24 protein-coding genes are annotated in these 22533 nt (G+C 23.8%); 17 read left to right on the top strand and 7 right to left on the bottom strand.

What is annotated here, in order from left to right; translation table 4 throughout:
* Positions 1 to 88: 88 nt before the first annotated feature.
* The 3 genes from ACQH23_RS07855 to ACQH23_RS07845 all read right to left on the bottom strand — a co-directional run bounded on the left by ACQH23_RS07855 (position 89) and on the right by ACQH23_RS07845 (position 3452).
* Positions 89 to 598, bottom strand: coding sequence for a lipoprotein (locus tag ACQH23_RS07855; protein ID WP_425377894.1), 510 nt, complete (start codon positions 596 to 598; stop codon positions 89 to 91).
* Between the two features lie 89 nt (positions 599 to 687).
* The gene (locus ACQH23_RS07850) at positions 688 to 1905 is read right to left on the bottom strand and encodes an IS3 family transposase (RefSeq protein ID WP_425377893.1); all 1218 of its coding nucleotides are present in this window, start codon (positions 1903 to 1905) and stop codon (positions 688 to 690) included.
* Positions 1906 to 2060: 155 nt separating this feature from the next.
* A complete protein-coding gene (locus ACQH23_RS07845; RefSeq protein ID WP_425377892.1) occupies positions 2061 to 3452 on the bottom strand; it encodes a hypothetical protein in 1392 nt (463 codons plus the stop codon).
* A 308-nt stretch (positions 3453 to 3760) separates the two neighbouring features.
* On the opposite strand from ACQH23_RS07845, the gene ACQH23_RS07840 reads away from it, so the two are divergent.
* The 4 genes from ACQH23_RS07840 to ACQH23_RS07825 all read left to right on the top strand — a co-directional run bounded on the left by ACQH23_RS07840 (position 3761) and on the right by ACQH23_RS07825 (position 5946).
* Positions 3761 to 4066 (top strand): hypothetical protein, encoded by a 306-nt coding sequence (locus ACQH23_RS07840; RefSeq protein WP_425377891.1) that lies wholly within the window; start codon positions 3761 to 3763, stop codon positions 4064 to 4066.
* Between the two features lie 172 nt (positions 4067 to 4238).
* Complete coding sequence (locus ACQH23_RS07835; RefSeq protein ID WP_425377890.1) at positions 4239 to 4709, top strand: hypothetical protein; 471 nt, start codon at positions 4239 to 4241, stop codon at positions 4707 to 4709.
* Positions 4710 to 4784: 75 nt separating this feature from the next.
* Positions 4785 to 5522 carry a hypothetical protein gene (locus ACQH23_RS07830; protein ID WP_425377889.1) on the top strand — a complete coding sequence of 246 codons (738 nt, stop codon included), beginning with the start codon at positions 4785 to 4787 and terminating at the stop codon, positions 5520 to 5522.
* Positions 5523 to 5535: 13 nt separating this feature from the next.
* Positions 5536 to 5946 carry a hypothetical protein gene (locus ACQH23_RS07825; protein ID WP_425377888.1) on the top strand — a complete coding sequence of 137 codons (411 nt, stop codon included), beginning with the start codon at positions 5536 to 5538 and terminating at the stop codon, positions 5944 to 5946.
* A gap of 12 nt (positions 5947 to 5958) precedes the next feature.
* On the opposite strand, the gene ACQH23_RS07820 is transcribed toward ACQH23_RS07825, so the two are convergent.
* Entirely contained in the window at positions 5959 to 6909 is a 951-nt protein-coding gene (locus tag ACQH23_RS07820) for an IS30 family transposase (protein WP_425377887.1), read from the bottom strand.
* A gap of 57 nt (positions 6910 to 6966) precedes the next feature.
* On the opposite strand from ACQH23_RS07820, the gene ACQH23_RS07815 reads away from it, so the two are divergent.
* The 4 genes from ACQH23_RS07815 to ACQH23_RS07800 all read left to right on the top strand — a co-directional run bounded on the left by ACQH23_RS07815 (position 6967) and on the right by ACQH23_RS07800 (position 9461).
* Complete coding sequence (locus ACQH23_RS07815; protein ID WP_425377886.1) at positions 6967 to 7539, top strand: hypothetical protein; 573 nt, start codon at positions 6967 to 6969, stop codon at positions 7537 to 7539.
* The gene (locus tag ACQH23_RS07810; RefSeq protein WP_425377885.1) at positions 7529 to 8548 is read left to right on the top strand and encodes a hypothetical protein; all 1020 of its coding nucleotides are present in this window, start codon (positions 7529 to 7531) and stop codon (positions 8546 to 8548) included. Before ACQH23_RS07815 ends, ACQH23_RS07810 begins: the two co-directional genes overlap by 11 nt.
* A 15-nt stretch (positions 8549 to 8563) precedes the next feature.
* On the top strand, positions 8564 to 9055 hold the full coding sequence (locus tag ACQH23_RS07805; protein WP_425377884.1) for a hypothetical protein: 492 nt from the start codon (positions 8564 to 8566) through the stop codon (positions 9053 to 9055).
* Positions 9056 to 9305: 250 nt separating this feature from the next.
* On the top strand, positions 9306 to 9461 hold the full coding sequence (locus ACQH23_RS07800) for a hypothetical protein (protein WP_425377883.1): 156 nt from the start codon (positions 9306 to 9308) through the stop codon (positions 9459 to 9461).
* Between the two features lie 225 nt (positions 9462 to 9686).
* On the opposite strand, the gene ACQH23_RS07795 is transcribed toward ACQH23_RS07800, so the two are convergent.
* The gene (locus ACQH23_RS07795; protein WP_425377882.1) at positions 9687 to 10904 is read right to left on the bottom strand and encodes an IS3 family transposase; all 1218 of its coding nucleotides are present in this window, start codon (positions 10902 to 10904) and stop codon (positions 9687 to 9689) included.
* Positions 10905 to 11148: 244 nt separating this feature from the next.
* Here ACQH23_RS07795 and ACQH23_RS07790 point away from each other — a divergent pair, with 244 nt between their 5' ends.
* From ACQH23_RS07790 to ACQH23_RS07775, 4 genes are all read left to right on the top strand, one after another.
* Entirely contained in the window at positions 11149 to 11748 is a 600-nt protein-coding gene (locus ACQH23_RS07790) for a hypothetical protein (RefSeq protein WP_425377881.1), read from the top strand.
* Positions 11749 to 11772: 24 nt separating this feature from the next.
* On the top strand, positions 11773 to 12021 hold the full coding sequence (locus ACQH23_RS07785) for a hypothetical protein (RefSeq protein ID WP_425377880.1): 249 nt from the start codon (positions 11773 to 11775) through the stop codon (positions 12019 to 12021).
* 180 nt (positions 12022 to 12201) lie between these two features.
* Positions 12202 to 12540, top strand: coding sequence for a hypothetical protein (locus ACQH23_RS07780; protein ID WP_425377879.1), 339 nt, complete (start codon positions 12202 to 12204; stop codon positions 12538 to 12540).
* Between the two features lie 3 nt (positions 12541 to 12543).
* Complete coding sequence (locus ACQH23_RS07775) at positions 12544 to 15744, top strand: hypothetical protein (protein WP_425377878.1); 3201 nt, start codon at positions 12544 to 12546, stop codon at positions 15742 to 15744.
* 31 nt (positions 15745 to 15775) lie between these two features.
* Here the strand turns inward: ACQH23_RS07775 and ACQH23_RS07770 are convergent, their stop codons facing one another.
* Together ACQH23_RS07770 and ACQH23_RS07765 are read right to left on the bottom strand one after the other, a co-directional pair.
* Complete coding sequence (locus ACQH23_RS07770) at positions 15776 to 16294, bottom strand: hypothetical protein (RefSeq protein ID WP_425377877.1); 519 nt, start codon at positions 16292 to 16294, stop codon at positions 15776 to 15778.
* A gap of 114 nt (positions 16295 to 16408) precedes the next feature.
* Positions 16409 to 17353, bottom strand: coding sequence for a hypothetical protein (locus ACQH23_RS07765; protein WP_425377822.1), 945 nt, complete (start codon positions 17351 to 17353; stop codon positions 16409 to 16411).
* 327 nt (positions 17354 to 17680) lie between these two features.
* Here ACQH23_RS07765 and ACQH23_RS07760 point away from each other — a divergent pair, with 327 nt between their 5' ends.
* The 5 genes from ACQH23_RS07760 (at position 17681) to ACQH23_RS07740 (ending at position 22533) form a co-directional block, all read left to right on the top strand.
* Entirely contained in the window at positions 17681 to 18142 is a 462-nt protein-coding gene (locus ACQH23_RS07760) for a hypothetical protein (protein ID WP_425377876.1), read from the top strand.
* Positions 18143 to 18158: 16 nt separating this feature from the next.
* Entirely contained in the window at positions 18159 to 19565 is a 1407-nt protein-coding gene (locus tag ACQH23_RS07755) for a hypothetical protein (RefSeq protein WP_425377875.1), read from the top strand.
* A gap of 125 nt (positions 19566 to 19690) precedes the next feature.
* Complete coding sequence (locus ACQH23_RS07750; protein WP_425377874.1) at positions 19691 to 20641, top strand: IS30 family transposase; 951 nt, start codon at positions 19691 to 19693, stop codon at positions 20639 to 20641.
* Positions 20642 to 20660: 19 nt separating this feature from the next.
* A complete protein-coding gene (locus ACQH23_RS07745) occupies positions 20661 to 21575 on the top strand; it encodes a hypothetical protein (RefSeq protein WP_425377873.1) in 915 nt (304 codons plus the stop codon).
* Positions 21565 to 22533 carry a hypothetical protein gene (locus ACQH23_RS07740; protein WP_425377872.1) on the top strand — a complete coding sequence of 323 codons (969 nt, stop codon included), beginning with the start codon at positions 21565 to 21567 and terminating at the stop codon, positions 22531 to 22533. The genes ACQH23_RS07745 and ACQH23_RS07740 overlap by 11 nt, the downstream gene beginning before the upstream one ends.

The raw sequence follows: 22533 nt of genomic DNA, 5'->3' as shown, positions 1-22533 counted from the left end.
GATATTTGCAAGAAATACATTTTATCAAAAACCTAATAAAATCAGGGTTTTGTTAAAATATCAAGAGTTTTCGACAAAATTAAAGTTATTAATTAACTTTTACATTACCATTTTCATTTAAAATTAAATTAGGCTCTGTCGTATCTAAATTTCAACGATAAACTGATTTAAAATAATTATCATTTTTATTTTTTCAATAGTGAAAATAAGACTCTTTTCCTTCAAAATTATTTTTTTTACTATGTATTCCAAAATAACCATTAACTCTATACATTAAACTATAATCATCTTTATAACCTCTAATAATTATTGTATCGTATGTATTATTATTAAATTTAGTTAAATACCAACTATCATTTTTATCGCCACGCCATACTACATAATAATATTTGTTATCAACCGTATTAAATGGTTTTTCTTGTGGTGTTATTCATTCTAAATTGTTTTTAATATTTTCATCTTTTGTATCTATTTTATTTTCTTCTTTTAACTTTGCTAATTCATCTTCGCTATATTGTGGTGTATTACAAGCAAATAAACTTGTTGTACTTGTTCCAATTAAAGTGATTGATCATAAAATATTTAGTATTTTTTTCATATAATATCTTTTCTATTTTTTATAAAGTTTGTTATTTAATTAAAAATGGAAATAAAATTTGTTTGCACAGTTTCAGATAACTGAGAATTTTAATTAAAAAATGCTTTCATTTCATATTGAAGTGGTGGCATTTTTAAATTTAAAATTTTTCTTTTTTCATTATAATGAATTATATAATTATCTACAATATTTTTTACTTCTAAAATATTTTTACAGTGTGATAATTCTGAGTTCTCGGTTTTAAGAATTGAAAATCAATTTTCAATCGGTGAATTATCTAAACAATTGCCTCTTCTTGACATACTTATATTTATACCGTGTTTTTTTAATAATTTTTCATAAGCTTTTGAAGTGAAATGAATACCTTGATCAGAATTAATAGTTAATTCACCTTTGATTAGTTTTCTTTTAATAATTGCTTCTTTGATACAATTATTTACTCAATTTACTGTTGGAGTTGTTGTTAAAGAATAATTTACTATTAAATTACTAAATAAATCCTTGATTGCAAATAAATATACTCATTCTGTGATTGTTTTAACATACGTAATATCAATTGATCACTTTTGATTAGTTTTTTCAGCTTTAAAATTACGTTTTAATAGATATTTATGTCGAATATGTTCATTTGTCATTTTTAAGAAATGATTAATTTTTTTTCTTGTTTTAATTCTTACACTAGAAATTCTATTAGCTAATTTCATATAACGATAAACTGTTGAATTCGACACATTAATTTTTTGCTCTTCCAAAGATAATTTAATTTGTCTGTGTCCTTTAATACTATTTTCTCTATGAATTGCTTTAATTATTTCATATATTGAATAATCAATATTTGGTTGATATTCATCACAATTTTTTGAATATTTATTTCAAGTATCATATGAAATTCTTAATTCTTTTAAATATCATGATAAAGTAATTTTTGAAACTTGCAATTCTGATTTAATAAAAGCAATTTGTTTTATAATGTTTGTTTTTGTTTTTATCTTTGGAAGAGCTTCAAGCTTTTTTAAAACTTCATTCTCAGCTTTTATTCTTTCATTTTCTTTTTTTAATAAATAGTTTTCACGTTCTAAGGGGTTTTTAAACTTATTTAATTCAAAATCTTTTCGCTTTTTTCGTTCTTTTAGAATTTCTTTATTTTGTTGAAATTGATTTACTCATTTTGAAATAGTTGCTAAACTAATATGATATTCTTTTGCTATTTCACTATAAGATTTATTGTTAATTGAGTATTCATTAACAATTTTTTCTTTAAATTCAAAAGAATGATCTTTAGACCCTTTTATTTTACCTTTAGCCATATAAAAATGTTTCTCCTAACTTTATATATTAATAATAATCTAGAAAAATTTTTATTTATATATCTCAGTTAAAAGAAACATTGCAAAATAAAATTTGTTTATTTTCATTTATTTATAGTTTAATAAATTTTTTTAATTTACTTATTACTATTAAATTAATTATTTCTAATATCAATATTAATTTTTGATACATACAAATTTTGTGTTTTTTCAATATTTTTTATTGTTCTATCCATATTTTTTAAAAATTGATCCTGATCTAATGAAACATACTTCATAGAAATTTTTTTAAATTCATTTTTATAATTTTCTAATTCCGTTTTAAGTTTAGTGATTTCATTTTGTTTTTCATTTAAATCTTTTTTTAAATTATTTATGTTTTCATTATAAAAATCAAAATATTCATATATTTTCCCATCTACTGTACCAAAATATAACTTATTATTAAGTTCAATACCATTAGATATAAAACCAACATTTTCATTGTTCATAATAATTTTTTGATATCCTGATATAGGATCATACTCATAAACGTTGCCACCAGTTGAAGCGAAGTATACTTTATTATTAAATGTTAATCCTCTTAAATGAGATTCACCTTTCATATTTATAACTGTTTTTTTAGAATTTGCTATTGGATCTATTTCGTGAACTTTACTATCAGATACAAAATATAATTTATTATTTAATACAGCACCATCAGATCATATACTATTCGTATTTCCTATTTTAACAACAAGTCTATTATGTTCTGTTTGTGGATTATATTCATATATAGTGCCTTCATTATTTGAACAAAAATATATTTTATTATTTAACACCAGTCCAGAAGTGCGGATTTTATCTAAATTTTGAATTATTTTTTGTTGTTGTGTAGTGGGATTATATTCATATACTTTACTATCATGAGATACAAAATAAAGTTTATTATTTAAAGTCACGCCAGAAGTACGAAAAGTACTATTTGCGTTTATAGTTATTTTTTGTTGTTCTGTAACAGGATCATATTCATAAACATTATGATCTCCTGAACCAAAATATAATTTATTGTTAAATAAAAGTCCTTGTGAATGAGAAATATTAGTCATATTTATAACTGCTTTTTTATAATTTTTTGATGGATCTACTTCATAAACTTTTTGATTATTTAATGATTTTGCTCCTGATGCAATATATATCTTATTATTAAAAATGATACCAGTAGACCAATGTTCTACACCACCCATGTCTACAACAAATCTATTTTTTTCTGTTTGGGGGTCATATTCATACATTTTTCCATTTATTGTAGTAAAGTATATCTTATTATTTAATACAAGAAGGGACCTAATTTGAGATTTATCATCTATATCATTTAAATCAACAATTATTTTTTTATAATTAATTTTTTCTCTTTTACTTCTTTTTAAATTTTCTAAATTATTTGCAAGTAAATGGTTAATAATATTTAATTTTTCTTCTTTTTCGTAACTACTACAAGCAATTGTTGTTGGTAAAGCACTTCCTCCAATTGTTAACACACTTAATAAACTAAGTAATTTTTTCACACTTGTTTTTCTCCATTTCTTAATCTTGAAACTTTTTATCAAGATCTATCCTCATTGTATATATATATATATATATATAATCAAAATTAGTAATTATTTTAAAAACTTTTATCTTGTTAAAAAGCTATTATTAAGCGTTTTAAGGGGTAAATTAGCAATTAAATATATTAAGTTTATTTTATTTACATAAAGTGTTGTATTAGTAAAATAATAGTATATAATGAAGGCATAGGTTTAATCTTTTTCCGTAAAAAAGAGTTATGCTGACTTGTTAATCGGACAAGGATAAAAAAAGAGGAGTTTATAAAATGGCACTTACAAAAGAACAATTAATCGAACAAGGTTTAAGTGAAGAAATTGCAGAAAATATCTTAAATCAGTTTAATAATGAAGCAAAACAAATTAGAGAAAGTGTGCAAAAACGCGAAGATGTTATATCAAAAGAAGACTTTATTAAATTATCTAATGAATTAGATGAATTAAAAGCCTTTAAAGATGTTCCATCTACTAAAATTGAAGATATTAAAACTAATTTAGATAAAGTTAGTGGTACTTCTTTGACTGAAAAAATGCAAACTTTAAAAGAATTAAAACCTGATTTGTTTATACAATAACAACCATCAGTTTCACCAGCTAATTTAATTAAAGATATGATTGAAAATTCGGTTGAAAATAAAAATGATGAAATTGAAACTATTAAAGAAAAAGGAGCATATACTCCAGAAGAAATTAAGAAATTAACTGATTATACACTTAAAAAACTTAGATAATAAGGGAGTGAATATTATGGCAACAATTAATTTGCCACAAGTACCTTTTACATTACAAGGTAATACAACAGGTCAAAAAGCCTATGTTGATATGGTTAACGCTATGTTAAGAGGACCATTAATGAATGAGCATGCAAGTATTATGCAATATGCAACTGCAACTGCTGAACAAGTTGCTTGATTACCTAATTCAGGACAAGCATTATATAATTTAACTCATCGTGTGGTATGACAAGATGATTATTCATTACCAAATGGTGGGGCAACTCAAACAATGGGATTAACAAGAATTCCGGTGCCTATTAATAAAAGATTTAATTTAAAATTAATGAATGAAGCATTTGACTTAGCAATGATAGAACAAAATATTAAAAATGGTGTTATTGCTGATGCTATTGCTAGTGTTGTACAGAATAAATTTGTTAATTTAGAATGTGAATTAATTCAGGCTATTTATGATTATTGTTTAGCAGATGGTCAATATTAAGTAATTCCATTTCGTAGTTATACAGCCGATAGTGCCGATGAAGCAAATAAAGCATTCTTTACATTAAATGAAACTTTGATTGAATTAACAAATCAAATTAGTAGTTTATATTTTGGATTGCCAACCGATAAAATGTTTATGGTTTTAGGACGAAGATCCTATTTAGGATTAACACCGGCTTATTTAAAAGTAATTGGTTCACAAGCTCAATTAAAAGCAATGGTTAACGGTGAATTATATGAAAATACCGCAATGGGTATTCCGGTATCAAAAAGTTTTCATTTAGAAAAAACATATACAAAAGGACAAGTTAACCGAGATAATGGTTATAATTTTACTAATGTAAATGGTTTACTTATTAATAAACAAGTATGAGCATATCCAATTAATATGGATACTATTCAACAAGTTTTAGATAATGATACTGCTAACCCTAAATGAATTGGTAAAGTGCAATATGCAACACCAACTATTTTATATCCAAAAACATGTAAGATTATTTTAGAAGTTGCACCAACTCAACAAGAAATTGATCAAGCAACTGCTAATTTAAATAAATCATTCCGTGTTCCTGTTGATTATGTTATTGGAAAACCTGCTTTATCAACAATTATTACTACACCCAATTTAGGAGCAATTACTATGGCTGGAACAGAACCAAATACTACTGAATTAGAAACAGCAATTAAAGCAAAAAATAATAAATATGTAAATGGAAATGCAACATTTAGTTCTATTACAGCTACTGGTGCATTAGCAACCGCTAACCCTAATAAATATAGTGAAACCGTTAATTTAACTTATTCAAAATAAGTAATATGTAATTATGAATTTACTAATATTACGAGTTTTAACTTTATTAGCAGAAAACTTAGGTAATGAACACATAATAAGTAAGTTTGTTAATTTAATTAATAAAGTTAATAAATTTGCGTCATATTATGCTAATCCTTTTCAAAAGATTACAAATAAAATTGAAGATATTTATCAGTGATTAAATACTTATACTTATTTAAATTTAATTAAAAAAGGTCATAAAAAAGAAATTCAACAAATATTAATTAAATTAGAAAAAGATAACAATATTAAAAATAGAGAACAATTTAAAAAAGAAAATTATCTAAACACTAATTGACAACCTTTAAATAGTAGTTGGCTTAATAGTGGTATGTTTAATATAACAAATAAGTTAACTTTAACAGGTAATTTAACTATTTTAATATATGCCAAATTGTAAAGTTAAGTGCAACTAAATTATTTTTCTAACCAAATATTCGATTGGCGAAAGATAATTTAGTATTTTTCTTGGTCTTTGGTTTAAAGACAATATAAATTTATGAACTGCATTTTTAGTAGTATTTGAAAAATTAAATTTTTTAGGAAATTTTTCTCTAATTAAACCATTAGTATTTTCATTAGTACCTCTTTGTCAGGGTGAATATGCATTAGCAAAATAAATTTTCACATTTAAATTTTTTTCAAGTTGTTGTCAATTAGCAAATTCTTTACCACGATCAAATGTTATAGTCTTAACAAGATTATTTGGAAGAATTGATAAATAATGGCTAATATTTTCGTTAATAACTTTAGTAGTTCTATTTTCAACTAATATTGCTAAAGTAAATCTTGATGTTCTTTCAACTAAAGTTATTAAACATGATTTACTTTTACCTCGTGATGATACTACGGTATCACCTTCTCAATGACCAAGAGTTACGCGATTATTAACATTAGCATTTCGTTCTTTAATTGATTTACCATTAAATTTACCCCGATTTTCTTGATATTTTCGTTTCTTACCTTTTCTTCTTAAATTTTTATTAGTAACTTTTTCAAGTAATCCAGAATAAATTCAATTGTAAATTGTTTTAAAACTAATAATTCATTCTTTATGAAAATTTTTAATTCTGCCATAAATTTGTTCGGGTGATCAACCTAATAATAATTTTTGTTGTACATATTTTACTAATTCTCTATTTTTAAACTTATGAAAATAAATATGTGATTGTTTTCTATTTTCTGCTTTATTTTGTGCAATTAATGAAAAATAATGATTATTATCTTTATTTCTATTAACTTCTCGAATAATAGTACTAATACTTCGATTAAGATTTTTAGCTATTTCACTAATTTTTATTTTAAACTTCAATTGATTCTCAATATAAATTCTTTCATCTATGCCAAGATGTTTATATCCCATATAAAAACTCCTTGCTTTATTTTTTCTAAAATAAACTTAGCATCATAAAATTTTTATATGATATTTTTTGCAATTTTATTTACTTGCACTTACAAGTATAATTCAGCATATACAAAAACATCAAAACACCCGAAGTTTTATGGTCCATATGTTTATCCTAGTGTTCCATTTGAAATTTGAAAATTATTAAGTAATGCTGTATCTAATGCTGGAATTTTATTTTGGCGTTATTGATTAAGAAAATGATTACCTAGTCATTTAAGAGATTATATTAAAAAACGATTACCAAAAGAATTAAAAGAAAAATACCCAAAAGGAAATATTAAATTAACATTACCACATATTCAAAAATTACAACAAATTAAAACGTTTATTAATAATTTAAAGATTGGTCATTTTAATTTTAATTTTGCTGGTGAAATTAATAACAAAAAATGATATCGAGAGCGAAAAAGTGATGTTAAAAATATTAAGAATTTATATAAAACACCAGTTAAAAGTATGTTTTATAAAACTAATCAAACTATTAAAACAATTAATAAAACACAAAGAAATGTTAATAGTTATAAACCATCTAATTTAAGAAATAAATATCGTAATCAATTAAGGGGTGTATTATATGGAAAGTAATTTAAATAATTTATTATTTATAACAGTTGAAGATGTTAAAGAAAGTAAACTTTGACAACCTATTAATGACCGTAAGCAATCTGCTTATAATGATAATTTAATTTATAATGCTATTTTAAAAACTAGTTTATGAATGGATAGATTATCAGGTGGCACAATTTCAGATAAAATAAATAAAAAAGATTTATTTCCATGAGTTAAAAAAGATAATACTGGTTTAATTGAATATGATAAATGATTAAGTTATATTCAATCTGCTTGTTTATTAGCAGTTATGAATTGATATTTACCAAAAGGAGTTAATGATTTAACTGGTAGTGCTTCATTTTCACAAGGTGGTGTGGCATATTCACAAACAAATGACCCCGAAGCAAATGAAAATATTACTCGTGATGTTAAAAATGCTTTAAAATTAGCTGGTGAAATAATTGATATTATATCTAGTAAAACGGTTGATAGACCATATAATTATCATTTAGGGAATTATGCTCATCCTTGAGAAGAAGAATATAAATATATTACGAAAAAAACATTTTATGACAGTTTATTATTTTATTTAAAAGAACGCGTTCAAACTGATAACACTATTAATATTACTCATCCAACAATTATCGATTATAGTAAAATTGATTATAATGAATATATTAAACTTGTTGTTCCGTTTGATAATGATACGATTTATTATGATAATGGGGTTTGAAAAACAAATATTTCAGATTGAGAAATTGTTGACACTAGTGATTTAGATAATACAAGGTTTGATTATGAAATACAAAATTGAGATAAAGAAAATTATAAATACAATATTTGAATTAAAACAAGTAATCAAAATCATTATTATTTATCAACATACAAAAATTTTAAGGGAAAAATAACTGTTGGATCATTTGATTTAGAAAATAAATTTTCTCATCGTGTAGAATTAGAAGATGATGGAATTATTGCTATACGTACTGGTGGGACAGATGGAACAATTACTGATTTACACATTGAAAAAAAAGTAAGTTAGAAAGGGGTTTAATTAATGAAGCAAGATAAAACAACTTGATTAAAGGGTGCATTACCTTGAAATTGATTTAAAAAAGACCCTATTCCAACTTATAATTGAACCCATAAAGATATTATAGAATGAGAAAGAAAATATAAAATTAGGAGTTGAGTAGTTAGTTTTTATACTTTAATGTTTTTAGCATTAAATTTTTGATTGGAATACGGGATGATTAATAGTATTAAGGATCAAATTAATTGATACAATTATGGTCAATATTGAGGCAATGGTATTGCCATTTTATTAACACCTTTATTTACACATGGAATTCAGGGTATATTTGTTGCTAGTAGTAAACCAAAAGTAGATATGAAAATTGATATTCCACGATTAAAAGTTTCTAAAATGGGATTAGTATTTACAATTTTACCTTTAATTACTTTAATAATTTCTTTAATTATTATTTTAATTGATAAATTAAAATGAAAAAAAAGACCATTTAAGACATTGTTTAGATTGTCGGATTAATTCTCGTGTTATTCAACCAAGAATAGCAAAACAATGAAATAATTTAGATGGTATAACAGAAGAAATATTTAAAAATATACAAAACGAAAATATTAAAAAACAAAAACAAGAAGAAAATAACAAAAAATTAAATATAAATAATAATTATGAAACTAATAATTAAATTTTATTAAAATAGACTATATATAGGGGTGGTAGATATTTTGGGTGGTTATATAGCTTAATTTATAAATTATTTTGTTCTGAAAGAATGGATGGCTACTGTTTGAGTAAGGATAAGAAAGGAAACAAAAACATGAATGAAACATTAATGATTGCTTTACTTGTGTTAGCTGGTGCTGGTGGAATGGGTAGTCTTGGTATTCTTGGATTATCTGATAAAAAAATTAAAAAATATAAAGCATAACTTAGAGAATTAAGAACGGCTGTTATTGCCCACGAAAAACATTTACGAGGACCTTTGATTATGCAACAGAATTAGCCCTTAAAACAGGTCAAATTAAAAATGTTAAAAAACAAGTTAAAGTAAACGACAAAAAACAAGCACAAAAAGATGCTATTAGAAAACTAACAAATAGTATTTAAAAAAATAACCAATTAAGGTTTGCGCAGTTTCAGATAACTGAGAATTTTAATTAAAAAATGCTTTCATTTCATATTGAAGTGGTGGCATTTTTAAATTTAAAATTTTTCTTTTTTCATTATAATGAATTATATAATTATCTACAATATTTTTTACTTCTAAAATATTTTTACAGTGTGATAATTCTGAGTTCTCGGTTTTAAGAATTGAAAATCAATTTTCAATCGGTGAATTATCTAAACAATTGCCTCTTCTTGACATACTTATATTTATACCGTGTTTTTTTAATAATTTTTCATAAGCTTTTGAAGTGAAATGAATACCTTGATCAGAATTAATAGTTAATTCACCTTTGATTATTTTTCTTTTAATAATTGCTTCTTTGATACAATTATTTACTCAATTTACTGTTGGAGTTGTTGTTAAAGAATAATTTACTATTAAATTACTAAATAAATCCTTGATTGCAAATAAATATACTCATTCTGTGATTGTTTTAACATACGTAATATCAATTGATCACTTTTGATTAGTTTTTTCAGCTTTAAAATTACGTTTTAATAGATATTTATGTCTAATATGTTCATTTGTCATTTTTAAGAAATGATTAATTTTTTTTCTTGTTTTAATTCTTACACTAGAAATTCTATTAGCTAATTTCATATAACGATAAACTGTTGAATTCGACACATTAATTTTTTGCTCTTCCAAAGATAATTTAATTTGTCTGTGTCCTTTAATACTATTTTCTCTATGAATTGCTTTAATTATTTCATATATTGAATAATCAATATTTGGTTGATATTCATCACAATTTTTTGAATATTTATTTCAAGTATCATATGAAATTCTTAATTCTTTTAAATATCATGATAAAGTAATTTTTGAAACTTGCAATTCTGATTTAATAAAAGCAATTTGTTTTCTAATGTTTGTTTTTGTTTTTATCTTTGGAAGAGCTTCAAACTTTTTTAAAACTTCATTCTCAGCTTTTATTCTTTCATTTTCTTTTTTTAATAAATAGTTTTCACGTTCTAAGGGGTTTTTAAACTTATTTAATTCAAAATCTTTTCGCTTTTTTCGTTCTTTTAGAATTTCTTTATTTTGTTGAAATTGATTTACTCATTTTGAAATAGTTGCTAAACTAATATGATATTCTTTTGCTATTTCACTATAAGATTTATTGTTAATTGAGTATTCATTAACAATTTTTTCTTTAAATTCAAAAGAATGATCTTTAGACCCTTTTATTTTACCTTTAGCCATATAAAAATGTTTCTCCTAACTTTATATATTAATAATAATCTAGAAAAATTTTTATTTATATATCTCAGTTAAAAGAAACATTGCAATAATATCGCAATATGTAAATTAAATTTATATAACGAATATATTAAAAAATATCAAAAAGTTAAAGTATGTGTTCAAGTTTTAGCAAATGAGCCAAATTTATTAACAGTAAATATTATTAATTATGCACTTATCTTAAAATTAAAGGAGCAAAATAACCATGAATAATACTTTCCCTAGTTTACCAAACTTAAGTGATATTAATAGTGTTTTAAAATTTTATAATTATGATTGAACAATTAATTTAGCAAATATTATTGCTCGTCATCAAATGCGATTAATAAATGGTAAAGATATTTTATTTAAGTCTCATCGTAAAGATATTTTAGAAAAATTAAATTGATGATATGAAACTTATAAAATAAAAGAAAAATTAGATAAAAATGAATTAACAGCAAGTTTAATGGGTAAAACTATTTTTGGTTTATTAGAAACTAGTGATGGTAATATTGATTTATGAATTAACCCTTTTAACTTTACATCACGTGTAAGTAAAATAAATGAAATTGAACAAGGGGCCGACATTTGATTAAATTATCATCAATCAGATAGTGGTTTTATTTTAAATTTAATTTGTACCAAAGATAAAATAGTTATTAAAGGTTGACCAAAAAATAATGAGGTAGTTGTTGGACAAAGTAAAACACAAATTAAAGATGATGTTAGACCTTTTTTGGTGCAAGAATTTAAAAATAAATTAGGAATAGTACCTTTTTGAGAAATGATAAATGAGCCTAATCCGTTGTTCTTATCAACTTAAACTACATTAAATCCATGACCTACGATGGCAAATTGTTATAAATTACAATTTGATTTAGAAGATAGTTTTAATATTAAATCAAAAGAACGATGAGCTAATCGTACGCACTGATATGGGGTATTAGATGATGGTTTAATGAATGCTTACAATATGGGAAATAAAAAAGCATTACAAGATGTATTTGATGATATTTTTATTCAATCAGGTCAAACGGCAGCAGATGGGACATCATCACAATCTTTACAAGTAGTACAAGGTGCACCAACATTATAAACATATACCGAAGATCAAAAATCAATTATTGAACAAGTATATTTAGCATGTCATTTTTCTAGTCCTTTTGGTGATAAATCAGATAATGACCAGAATAAAACACAGTCATTATTAACTAAAACAAAAGACTTAGAAAAACAAGCATATTTACAAGCATATCGTAAGCAATATTATACTAAAATGTTTGATACTGTTTTAAAATATTATGGTTTATGAGATGGTATTGGTGAACGGCCTTATGGTTTTGATTTTATTAGTGCTAGTTTAGTTGACCAAATGCGACAAAATGAATTAATTACTGCTAGATTAGATAATGGCACAATGGAACCAGTAAGAGCCATAACTGAATATGATAATATTGATGAATTAGAAGCAACAAAATATTTTGAAAAAGTAGAAGCATGACAAGATAAAATGAAAACCAAAGAAATAGAACATAATAATAAATTACTAGAATATGATGAAACTGGTAATAATCAAAATGCCCTACAAGGTAGAACAGAAATAAAGGAGAATTAAAAAATGAGTAGAATTAACCCTGGGGTTATCGAAGAATTAATAAGACAAGCCCACGATACTTTAATAGATATCAGAGAAAATATAAAAGATAATAGACATTGAATGGTATTTCCTTTTAATGTTTATAGTTCATATATTCCTGATACTGAAACAGGTTGAAAACCCAATAACGCAAAGCCTAGTGATTATGGTAGTTATTCAAGAATATTTGATAATATGGAAAGTACGATTGCTCAATGACAATATAGTTTAAAAATAGTCCAAAAATATAAAGGTGAAGAAACTAAGATATTAACGATTGATGATTTTAATAACCAATCAATTAATTCAACTATATGAGCAAATAATGAAACACCTTTCGCTATAAAATTAAAAGATGAAAATAATAATGTTTATTGAAAATTAATTGATGGGGAAAATATTTATGATATTAATAGAATGTTAGAATACTTAAAGCAATATAAATTAAGTTATTTTACTAATAATGATAATGAAGCAGATAACTTTTATACAAAAGAAGTTAAAGTTGGTAAATATTGAGATGCTTATATGATTGATGATAGAAGTTCAATTCAATTTGGAGAAGCTAAATTTGAACAAGTATTTACCCAACAATCAACTGAAAGACAATATACTTTATTAATTTTAGATGAAGATGCAGATAAATTAAATATTAATGATTATTATAATTTTTATACGGTTTTTAATGACCATGGATTAAATATTGGTGGAGGTAATATAAATATCGCTCCCCAAGATAGACAATGATTATATCCATCAAATGTTATTAATTATTATTCACCATATGATGGTAGTTTTTTATGACAAGAAATTACCTTTTCAAGTATTAATGACAAAATTAGTAATAGTGGTTTATCAGTACGACAATTTATTCAAACATCAGCACCAGGCGAGGGTTATTGTTTTCCTAAAATAACTTATAATGAGAAAATAAATACATCAACTATTGAATTAGATTATATGTTATTAAAAGACCCCGGTGTTAGAGCAATGGCAGTTAAATTTTATGGTAATCCGATCTTTTTTGATATGCCTGTTATTGGTCGACCAATTATTAAAGGTCAGTTTAATAAAAAAGTAATGAATTCACGAGATTTATTAATGTATAACATGTATCCGTGTTCACCTGACAAAGTTAATACTTATGCATCACCTGAAGTAAGTTGATATAACATTCAAGGGATTCAACCAACAATGATAACTGGTTATGAAAACTGAAAAAAAGATATGGAAAGTAGATATGATTTTTGAAAACAAAAAAATAGTGAAGGTATTGTTATAACTGACCAAGAAAAGTCGACAGCAACTAATCCTACGGTTGGCACAACCATTAATGAAGAAAATAAGGACTCTAAATTTTATTGATCAAAAGATTGAAAAATAACACCACCAAGTAAAATAGAGGTAAAAGGTGGTATAGTTAATAATATTATTAGTACTCAAGCATCATCTTATTTTAGAAGAAAAGATGAATTTGGCAATACTGTAGGGCAAGTTCAAATTGAATATAATAAAATGGGTGCATGTAATGTTTGAGATATTTTAAATATGAATAATTTTATTAACCGTCAAATAACAGTATTACCTTTAAACTATACACAAAAATTAGTGTTTAATCCTTTTACAATACCGGGTGGTGTTGGTAAATTCTTAAACTTTATTTCATTTGGTATTCCATGAGGCTGAGTTATTAATCAAGATGAAAAAACTTGACCTAATTTTCAATGACTTAATGGCTTTATGAGTGCTAATATTTATAGTTTTTATAATGATGCTTTTTGGTCTGAAAACTCAAAAGGTAAATGTTATTTACCTTTTGAAATATTTAGAGAACAAGGCAATGATAAAGTTGGTGCTATTTTTGGAGCAAATGCCACTAGTTTCGGGTTTACTACTTTATTAACTGATAAATTAGTAGGTACTGTTTTAACTAAGGGTGGTAAACCAACAAATAATATAGTTTATTCAACATATAATCTAAAACAATTAAATCAAAAAACTAACCGAATTTATTTAATTAATGAACTTACAACAGCAGTAGATGCTCAAACACCAGTTAGTGACGGTGAAGAAGATAATGATTGTGAATTCTTACAAACACCAGATGGGACAAATTGTAGTTATATTATTGATATGTTTTCAATACAAGCATTATATAAAGGTAATTTTGAAATTATCTTTTATGCTGATAACCCATATACCAATAATGAAGAAGATTATTTACGTTTATCAGTATGGAGTTTCAGAGGTAAAACAAAAAGTACCTTAAATAATTATTTACGCGATATGACAACTAATTATAAAACTAGTTTCTTATTACCACATGATTATGAAATACCAACATTTAATTACCCCGAATATGTATTACCATCAGTACCATATAATTATAAAGTTTATACAAAAGATATTATTCCTGCCAATGCAAAATTACCTATTAATTTTAATTTTAAAGTACATCCTCAGTGCAAGAGTACTTTAAATACTGTGGTTAATTTATTTGATGACTTAAATGAATATAAAGGATATTATGAAATAGAAATTGACTTAAAACAAATTGACCCAACAATTCAAAGTATAAATAAGTTTATAGATACTTATGAAACTATTGAAATAAATAATATAGGTAATTTTTCTATTACTAATATTGCAACTAAAATTGAAAATTATGATTATAGTAATACAGAATTATTTGCAGGAGGAGAAATTTGCAGTATCAGTTTAGACAAATTATCTGAACTTATTGTTAAAGAAGATGGAAAACAACAAATATCAAATGCTAATTTTCCTCAAAATAAAATTATTAAAACAAATGAAATTTCAACAGAAATTAAACAATTTATTACAAGTTATGCAGATGATTTAATAGAAGAAAATTATCGTACACGATATAGTGTCAAAGGCAAAAGCCAATTATCAATATTATTTTTAATGCAAATATCATCAATTAATAATATAAAACCTAATAATGTTAAAAATGTATATTTAGAATTATATTATACTAATAATGTAAAATTAAAAATTAGATTTTCAAAAGTTATATGACCAAAAATTATAGGTACTTATTATCCTTACTATAAAAAATTTGGAAATAATAATAATTTAAATTTTTCAAATAATTCTAATAATTTAAATTTTAGCAATAATAGTAATAATCCTGTAAAAATTACAATTAAACCAAGATAAAAAAACAAAAAAGAGATATTAATCTCTTTTTCTATTCTCCATCAACTTTTACAGTACCTTTATCATCAATAATTAAACAAGGTAGATTATTATCTTCTAAGTTTCAACGATAAACTGATTTAAAGTAAGTTCCATTATTTTTTTTTCATGTGGAACCTAAATTGTTATTAATAAATAAAACAATATATGAATAACCCACGCCAGTATAAACACTAATAAAAAGTTCATTATTATTTTGCTTATTTAGTATTCTTGTATTTTCTTTATCAATTTTTTTATAATTTTTAAATTTAATAATTTTTCAATCTTTTTTTGTACTTCCACGCCATACAACAAAATATCATTTATTATCCACTTTATTAAATGGTTTTTCTTGTGGTGCTATTCATTCTAAATTATTTTTAATATTTTCATCATTTGTATCTATTTTGTTTTTTTCTTTTAATTGTGTTAATTCTTCTTCTGTATATTGTGTATTACAAGCAAACAAACTTGTTGTACTTGTTCCAATTAAAATGATTGATCATAAAATAGTTAGTATTTTTTTCATTTTAAAATATTTCTATATTCTTATATAATTTTGTTTGTTAATTTAATTTAAAATGAAAATAACCTAGGTTATTTTCATTTTAAAATATTTTAAAAACTATTTATATCAATTTAATTATACTGATGATTTTATAAATTTTCCTAATTCAATCAATGAAAAACCAAAAGCTTTTGTAGATTTATAACCTTGTTCTATTATTAAAGAAACATTTTTTATTTCTTCACCTAAATCTTCAATATTTTGTCCTAAATCTTCAATATTTTGATTAGATATTTGATTATTATATTTTTGAATATTTTCTACTTTAGCGCCTATTTTTTTTAATTTATTACCTAAAACATATCCATTCAATTCATTTGTTAATCATGGTTTTAAAATATTTCTATAATCTGGTAATCCCGGTAATACGTCTGGATAATATTTAAGTTTCTCATCTATTGTTAATTTTATACCTATAGTATTAATGTTTTGACCAATAATATTAATATTTTCTTTTATTTTAGATATATTAACACCATCAGTAGTTAAATTTTCATTTTGATATAAATAAATAATTTCACCTAATTTTTCTAAAATTTCTCCTTGAGAAATAGAACCATTACCTAAATCTTCTACATTTATTAAACTTTTAATTAAACCATTAGTTATTTGTTTTACTAATTCTCCAACTGCTTTCATTTTTATTCCAAAAGTTTTTACATTTTGTCCTAAATTTTGAATACTTTGTTTTATATTATTTTTATTTATAGTAATACTTTTAATATTTTTTGATAAATCTTCTTTAAGATAATTTCCTAATTCTTGTAATTTTAGCGTTAAATCACGTTCAAGTAATATCATTAATTGACATTCTTCAATAACTTTTTCACCCATATCTTTTACTTTTTCAGATAGGTTATTTTTGATATCTATTAAATTATTTAATTTTTGTGAATTAATACCTCTTTTTATAATATTTAATTTATTGTTCCCTTTTTGATAAGGATTAGCGGCAATTGTTGTTGGTATAGCAGTTCCACTAATTGTTAATAAGCTTAATAAACTAAGTAATTTTTTCATACTTGTTTTTCTCCTTTTCTTAATCTTGAAACTTTTTATTGAAACTTTTTATCAAGATCTACTCCCAGTATATATATATATATATATATATACAAGCAAAATTAGTAATTATTTTAAAAACTTTTATCTTGTTAAAAAGCTATTAATACACGTTTTAAGGGGTAAATTAGCAATGAAATATATTAAGTTTAGTATTTTTATGTATAAAAAGTATTGTAATTATAAACTATTAGTATATAATTAATCTGTAGGTTTAATCTTTTTCCGTAAAAAAGAGTTACGCTGACTTGTTAATCGGACAAGGATAAAAAAAGAGGAGTTTATAAAATGGCACTTATAAAAGAACAATTAATCGAACAAGGTTTAAGTGAAGAAATTGCAGAAAATATCTTAAATCAGTTTAATAATGAAGCAAAACAAATTAGAGAAAGTGTGCAAAAACGCGAAGATGTTATATCAAAAGAAGACTTTATTAAATTATCTAATGAATTAGATGAATTAAAAGCCTTTAAAGATGTTCCATCTACTAAAATTGAAGATATTAAAACTAATTTAGAAAAAGTTAGTGGTAGTTATTTATTTGAAAAAATGCAAACTTTAAAAGAATCAAAACCTGATTTGTTTATACAAGAACAACCATCAGTTTCACCAGCTAATTTAATTAAAGATATGATTGAAAATTCGGTTGAAAATAAAAATGATGAAATTGAAACTATTAAAGAAAAAGGAGCATATACTCCAGAAGAAATTAAGAAATTAACTGATTATACACTTAAAAACCTTAGATAATAAGGGAGTGAATATTATGGCAACAATTAATTTGCCGCAAGTACATTTTACATTACAAGGTAATACAACAGGTCAAAAAGCCTATGTTGATATGGTTAACGCTATGCTAAGAGGACCATTAATGAATGAGCATGCAAGTATTATGCAATATGCAACTGCAACTGCTGAACAAGTTGCTTGATTACCTAATGCAGGACAAGCGTTATATAATTTAACTCATCGTGTGGTATGACAAGATGATTATGCATTACCAAATGGTGGGGCAACTCAAACTATGGGATTAACAAGAATTCCGGTGCCTATTAATAAAAGATTTAATTTAAAATTAATGAATGAAGCATTTGATTTAGCAATGATAGAACAAAATATTAAAAATGGTGTTATTGCTAACGCTATTGCTAGTATTGTACAGAATAAATTTGTTAACTTAGAATGTGAATTAATTCAGGGGATTTATGATTATTGTTTAGCAGATGGTCAATATGAAGTAATTCCATTTCGTAGTTATACAGCCGATAGTGCCGATGAAGCAAATAAAGCATTCTTTACATTAAATGAAACTTTGATTGAATTAACTAATCAAATTAGTAATTTATATTTTGGTTTACCAACCGATAAAATGTTTATGGTTTTAGGTCGAAGATCCTATTTAGGATTAACACCTGCTTATTTAAAAGTAATTGGTTCACAAGCTCAATTAAAAGCAATGGTTAATGTTGAATTATATGAAAATACCGCAATGGGTATTCCGGTATCGAAAAGTTTTCATTTAGAAAAAACATATACAAAAGGACAAGTTAACCGAGATAAGGTTTATAATTTTACTAATGTAAATGGTTTACTTATTAATAAACAAGTATGAGCATATCCAATTAATATGGATACTATTCAACAAGTTTTAGATAATGATACTGCTAACCCTAAATGAATTGGTAAAGTACAATATGCAACACCAACAATTTTATATCCAAAAACATGTAAGATTATTTTAGAAAAACAACCAACACAAGAAGAAATAAATACTGCTAAAAGTAATTTAAATAAAACATTTAGAGTGCCGGTTGATTATGAAATTTCTACACCAATAAATACAACAAAATCTAATGTAATTTTAACACCAGATGTTGCTAAAATAGATATTAGTAAAATAAATAAATTAGATAAACCAATCATTAATTTACCAGATCCCAAAGATTTTAGTGATGGATTATTAAAACCACAATTTAAAGATGTTGTTTTAAAAGCAGTTAAAACTGTAGATAGTTCTTTAACTGAAAATGATTTTGATTATTCTATTAATCCTAAAGGTGAAGACTGACCAATTGATATTACAAATGATAAAATTGTTCAAGTTTTAATTGAAGGTAAAAACAAAGCAACTGGTAAAACAAAGTCAATTGAAGTAGTAATTAAAAATTCTTAATAAACAATGAATTTATTAGCTGAATTATACTTGTAAGTGCAAGTAAATAAAATTGCAAAAAATCTCATATAAAAATTTTATGATGCTAAGTTTATTTTAGAAAAAATAAAGCAAGGAGTTTTTATATGGGATATAAACATCTTGGCATAGATGAAAGAATTTATATTGAGAATCAATTGAAGTTTAAAATAAAAATTAGTGAAATAGCTAAAAATATTAATCGAAGTATTAGTACTATTATTCGAGAAGTTAATAGAAATAAAGATAATAATCATTATTTTTCATTAATTGCACAAAATAAAGCAGAAAATAGAAAACAATCACATATTTATTTTCATAAGTTTAAAAATAGAGAATTAGTAAAATATGTACAACAAAAATTATTATTAGGTTGATCACCCGAACAAATTTATGGCAAAATTAAAAATTTTCATAAAGAATGAATTATTAGTTTTAAAACAATTTACAATTGAATTTATTCTGGATTACTTGAAAAAGTTACTAATAAAAATTTAAGAAGAAAAGGTAAGAAACGAAAATATCAAGAAAATCGGGGTAAATTTAATGGTAAATCAATTAAAGAACGAAATGCTAATGTTAATAATCGCGTAACTCTTGGTCATTGAGAAGGTGATACCGTAGTATCATCACGAGGTAAAAGTAAATCATGTTTAATAACTTTAGTTGAAAGAACATCAAGATTTACTTTAGCAATATTAGTTGAAAATAGAACTACTAAAGTTATTAACGAAAATATTAGCCATTATTTATCAATTCTTCCAAATAATCTTGTTAAGACTATAACATTTGATCGTGGTAAAGAATTTGCTAATTGACAACAACTTGAAAAAAATTTAAATGTGAAAATTTATTTTGCTAATGCATATTCACCCTGACAAAGAGGTACTAATGAAAATACTAATGGTTTAATTAGAGAAAAATTTCCTAAAAAATTTAATTTTTCAAATACTACTAAAAATGCAGTTCATAAATTTATATTGTCTTTAAACCAAAGACCAAGAAAAATACTAAATTATCTTTCGCCAATCGAATATTTGGTTAGAAAAATAATTTAGTTGCACTTAACTTTACAATTTGGCATTAATATTACGAATTTTAACTTTATTAACAGAAAATTTAGGAAATAAAACTTTAATAAATAAGTTTGTTAATTTAATTAATAAGGTTAATAAGTTTGCTTCATATTATGCTAATCCTTTTCAAAAGATTACAAATAAAATTGAAGATATTTATCAGTGATTAGATCCTTATACTTATTTAAATTTAATTAAAAAAGGTCATAAAAAAGAAATTCAACAAATATTAAGTAAATTAGAAAAAGATAACAATATTAAAAATAGAGAACAATTTAAAAAAGAAAATTATCTAAACACTAATTGACAACCTTTAAATAGTAGTTGGCTTAATAGTGGTATGTTTAATATAACAAATAAGTTAACTTTAACAGGTAATTTAACTATTTTAATATATACAAAAACAGCAAAACACCCGAAGTTTTATGGTCCATATGTTTATCCTAGTGTTCCAGTTGAAATTTGAAAATTATTAAGTAATGCTGTGTCTAATGCAGGAACTTTATTTTGACGTTATTGATTAAGAAAATGATTACCTAGTCATTTAAGAGATTATATTAAAAAAAGATTACCAAAAGAATTAAAAGAAAAATACCCAAAAGGAAATATTAAATTAACATTACCACATATTCAAAAATTACAACAAATTAAAACGTTTATTAATAATTTAAAGATTAGACACTTTAATTTCAATTTTGATGGTGAAATTAATAATAAAAAATGGTATCGAGAGCGAAAAAGTGATGTTAAAAATATTAAGAATTTATATAAAACACCAGTTAAAAGTATGTTTTATAAAACTAATCAAACTATTTGAAAAATTAAAAAAGTACAAAGAAAAGTTAATAGTTATAAACCATCTAATTTAAGAAATAAATATCGTAATCAATTAAGGGGTGTATTATATGGAAAATAATTTAAATAATTTGTTATTTATAACAGTTGAAGATGTTAAAAAAAGTAAACTTTGACAACCTATTAATGATCGTAAGCAATCTGCTTATAATGATAATTTAATTTATAATGCTATCTTAAAAACTAGTTTATGAATGGATAGATTATCAGGTGGGACAATTTCAGATAAGATTAATAAAAAAGATTTATTTCCATGAGTAAAAAAAGATAATACAGGTTTAATTGAATATGATAAATGATTAAGTTATATTCAATCTGCTTGTTTATTAGCAGTTATGAATTGATATTTGCCAAAAGGAGTTAATGATTTAACTGGTAGTGCTTCATTTTCACAAGGTGGTGTGGCATATTCACAAACAAATGACCCCGAAGCAAATGAAAATATTACTAGAGATGTTAAAAATGCTTTAAAATTAGCTGGTGAAATAATTGATATTATATCTAGTAAAACAGTTACGAGACCATATAATTATCATTTAGGAAATTATGATCATCCTTGAGAAGAAGAATATAAATATATTACTAAAAAAACATTTTATGAAACTTTATTATTTTATTTAAAAGAACGAGTACAAACTGATAATTCAATAAGTATAACTTATCCAACTATTAATGATTTTTCTAAAATTGATTATAACGAATATATTAAAATTAATATAAATGATTGAGAAATTGTTGACACTAGTGATTTAGATAATACAAGGTTTGATTATGAAATACAAAATTGAGATAAAGAAAATTATAAATACAATATTTGAATTAAAACAAGTAATCAAAATCATTATTATTTATCAACATACAAAAATTTTAGGGGAAAAATAACTGTTGGATCATTTGAATTAGAAAACGTTTTTTCTCATCGTGTAGAATTGGAAGATGACGGAATTATTGCTATATATACCGGACAAAAAGATGGAACACTTTCTGATTTACACATTGAAAGAAAAAAAGTAAGTTAG

The organism is Spiroplasma endosymbiont of Polydrusus pterygomalis (assembly GCF_964030635.1).
Taxonomy (GTDB): Bacteria; Bacillota_I; Bacilli_A; order Mycoplasmatales; family Mycoplasmataceae; genus Spiroplasma.
The sequence above is the reverse complement of the archived record's forward strand: the minus strand, read 5'-3'. Positions and strand labels throughout refer to the sequence as shown.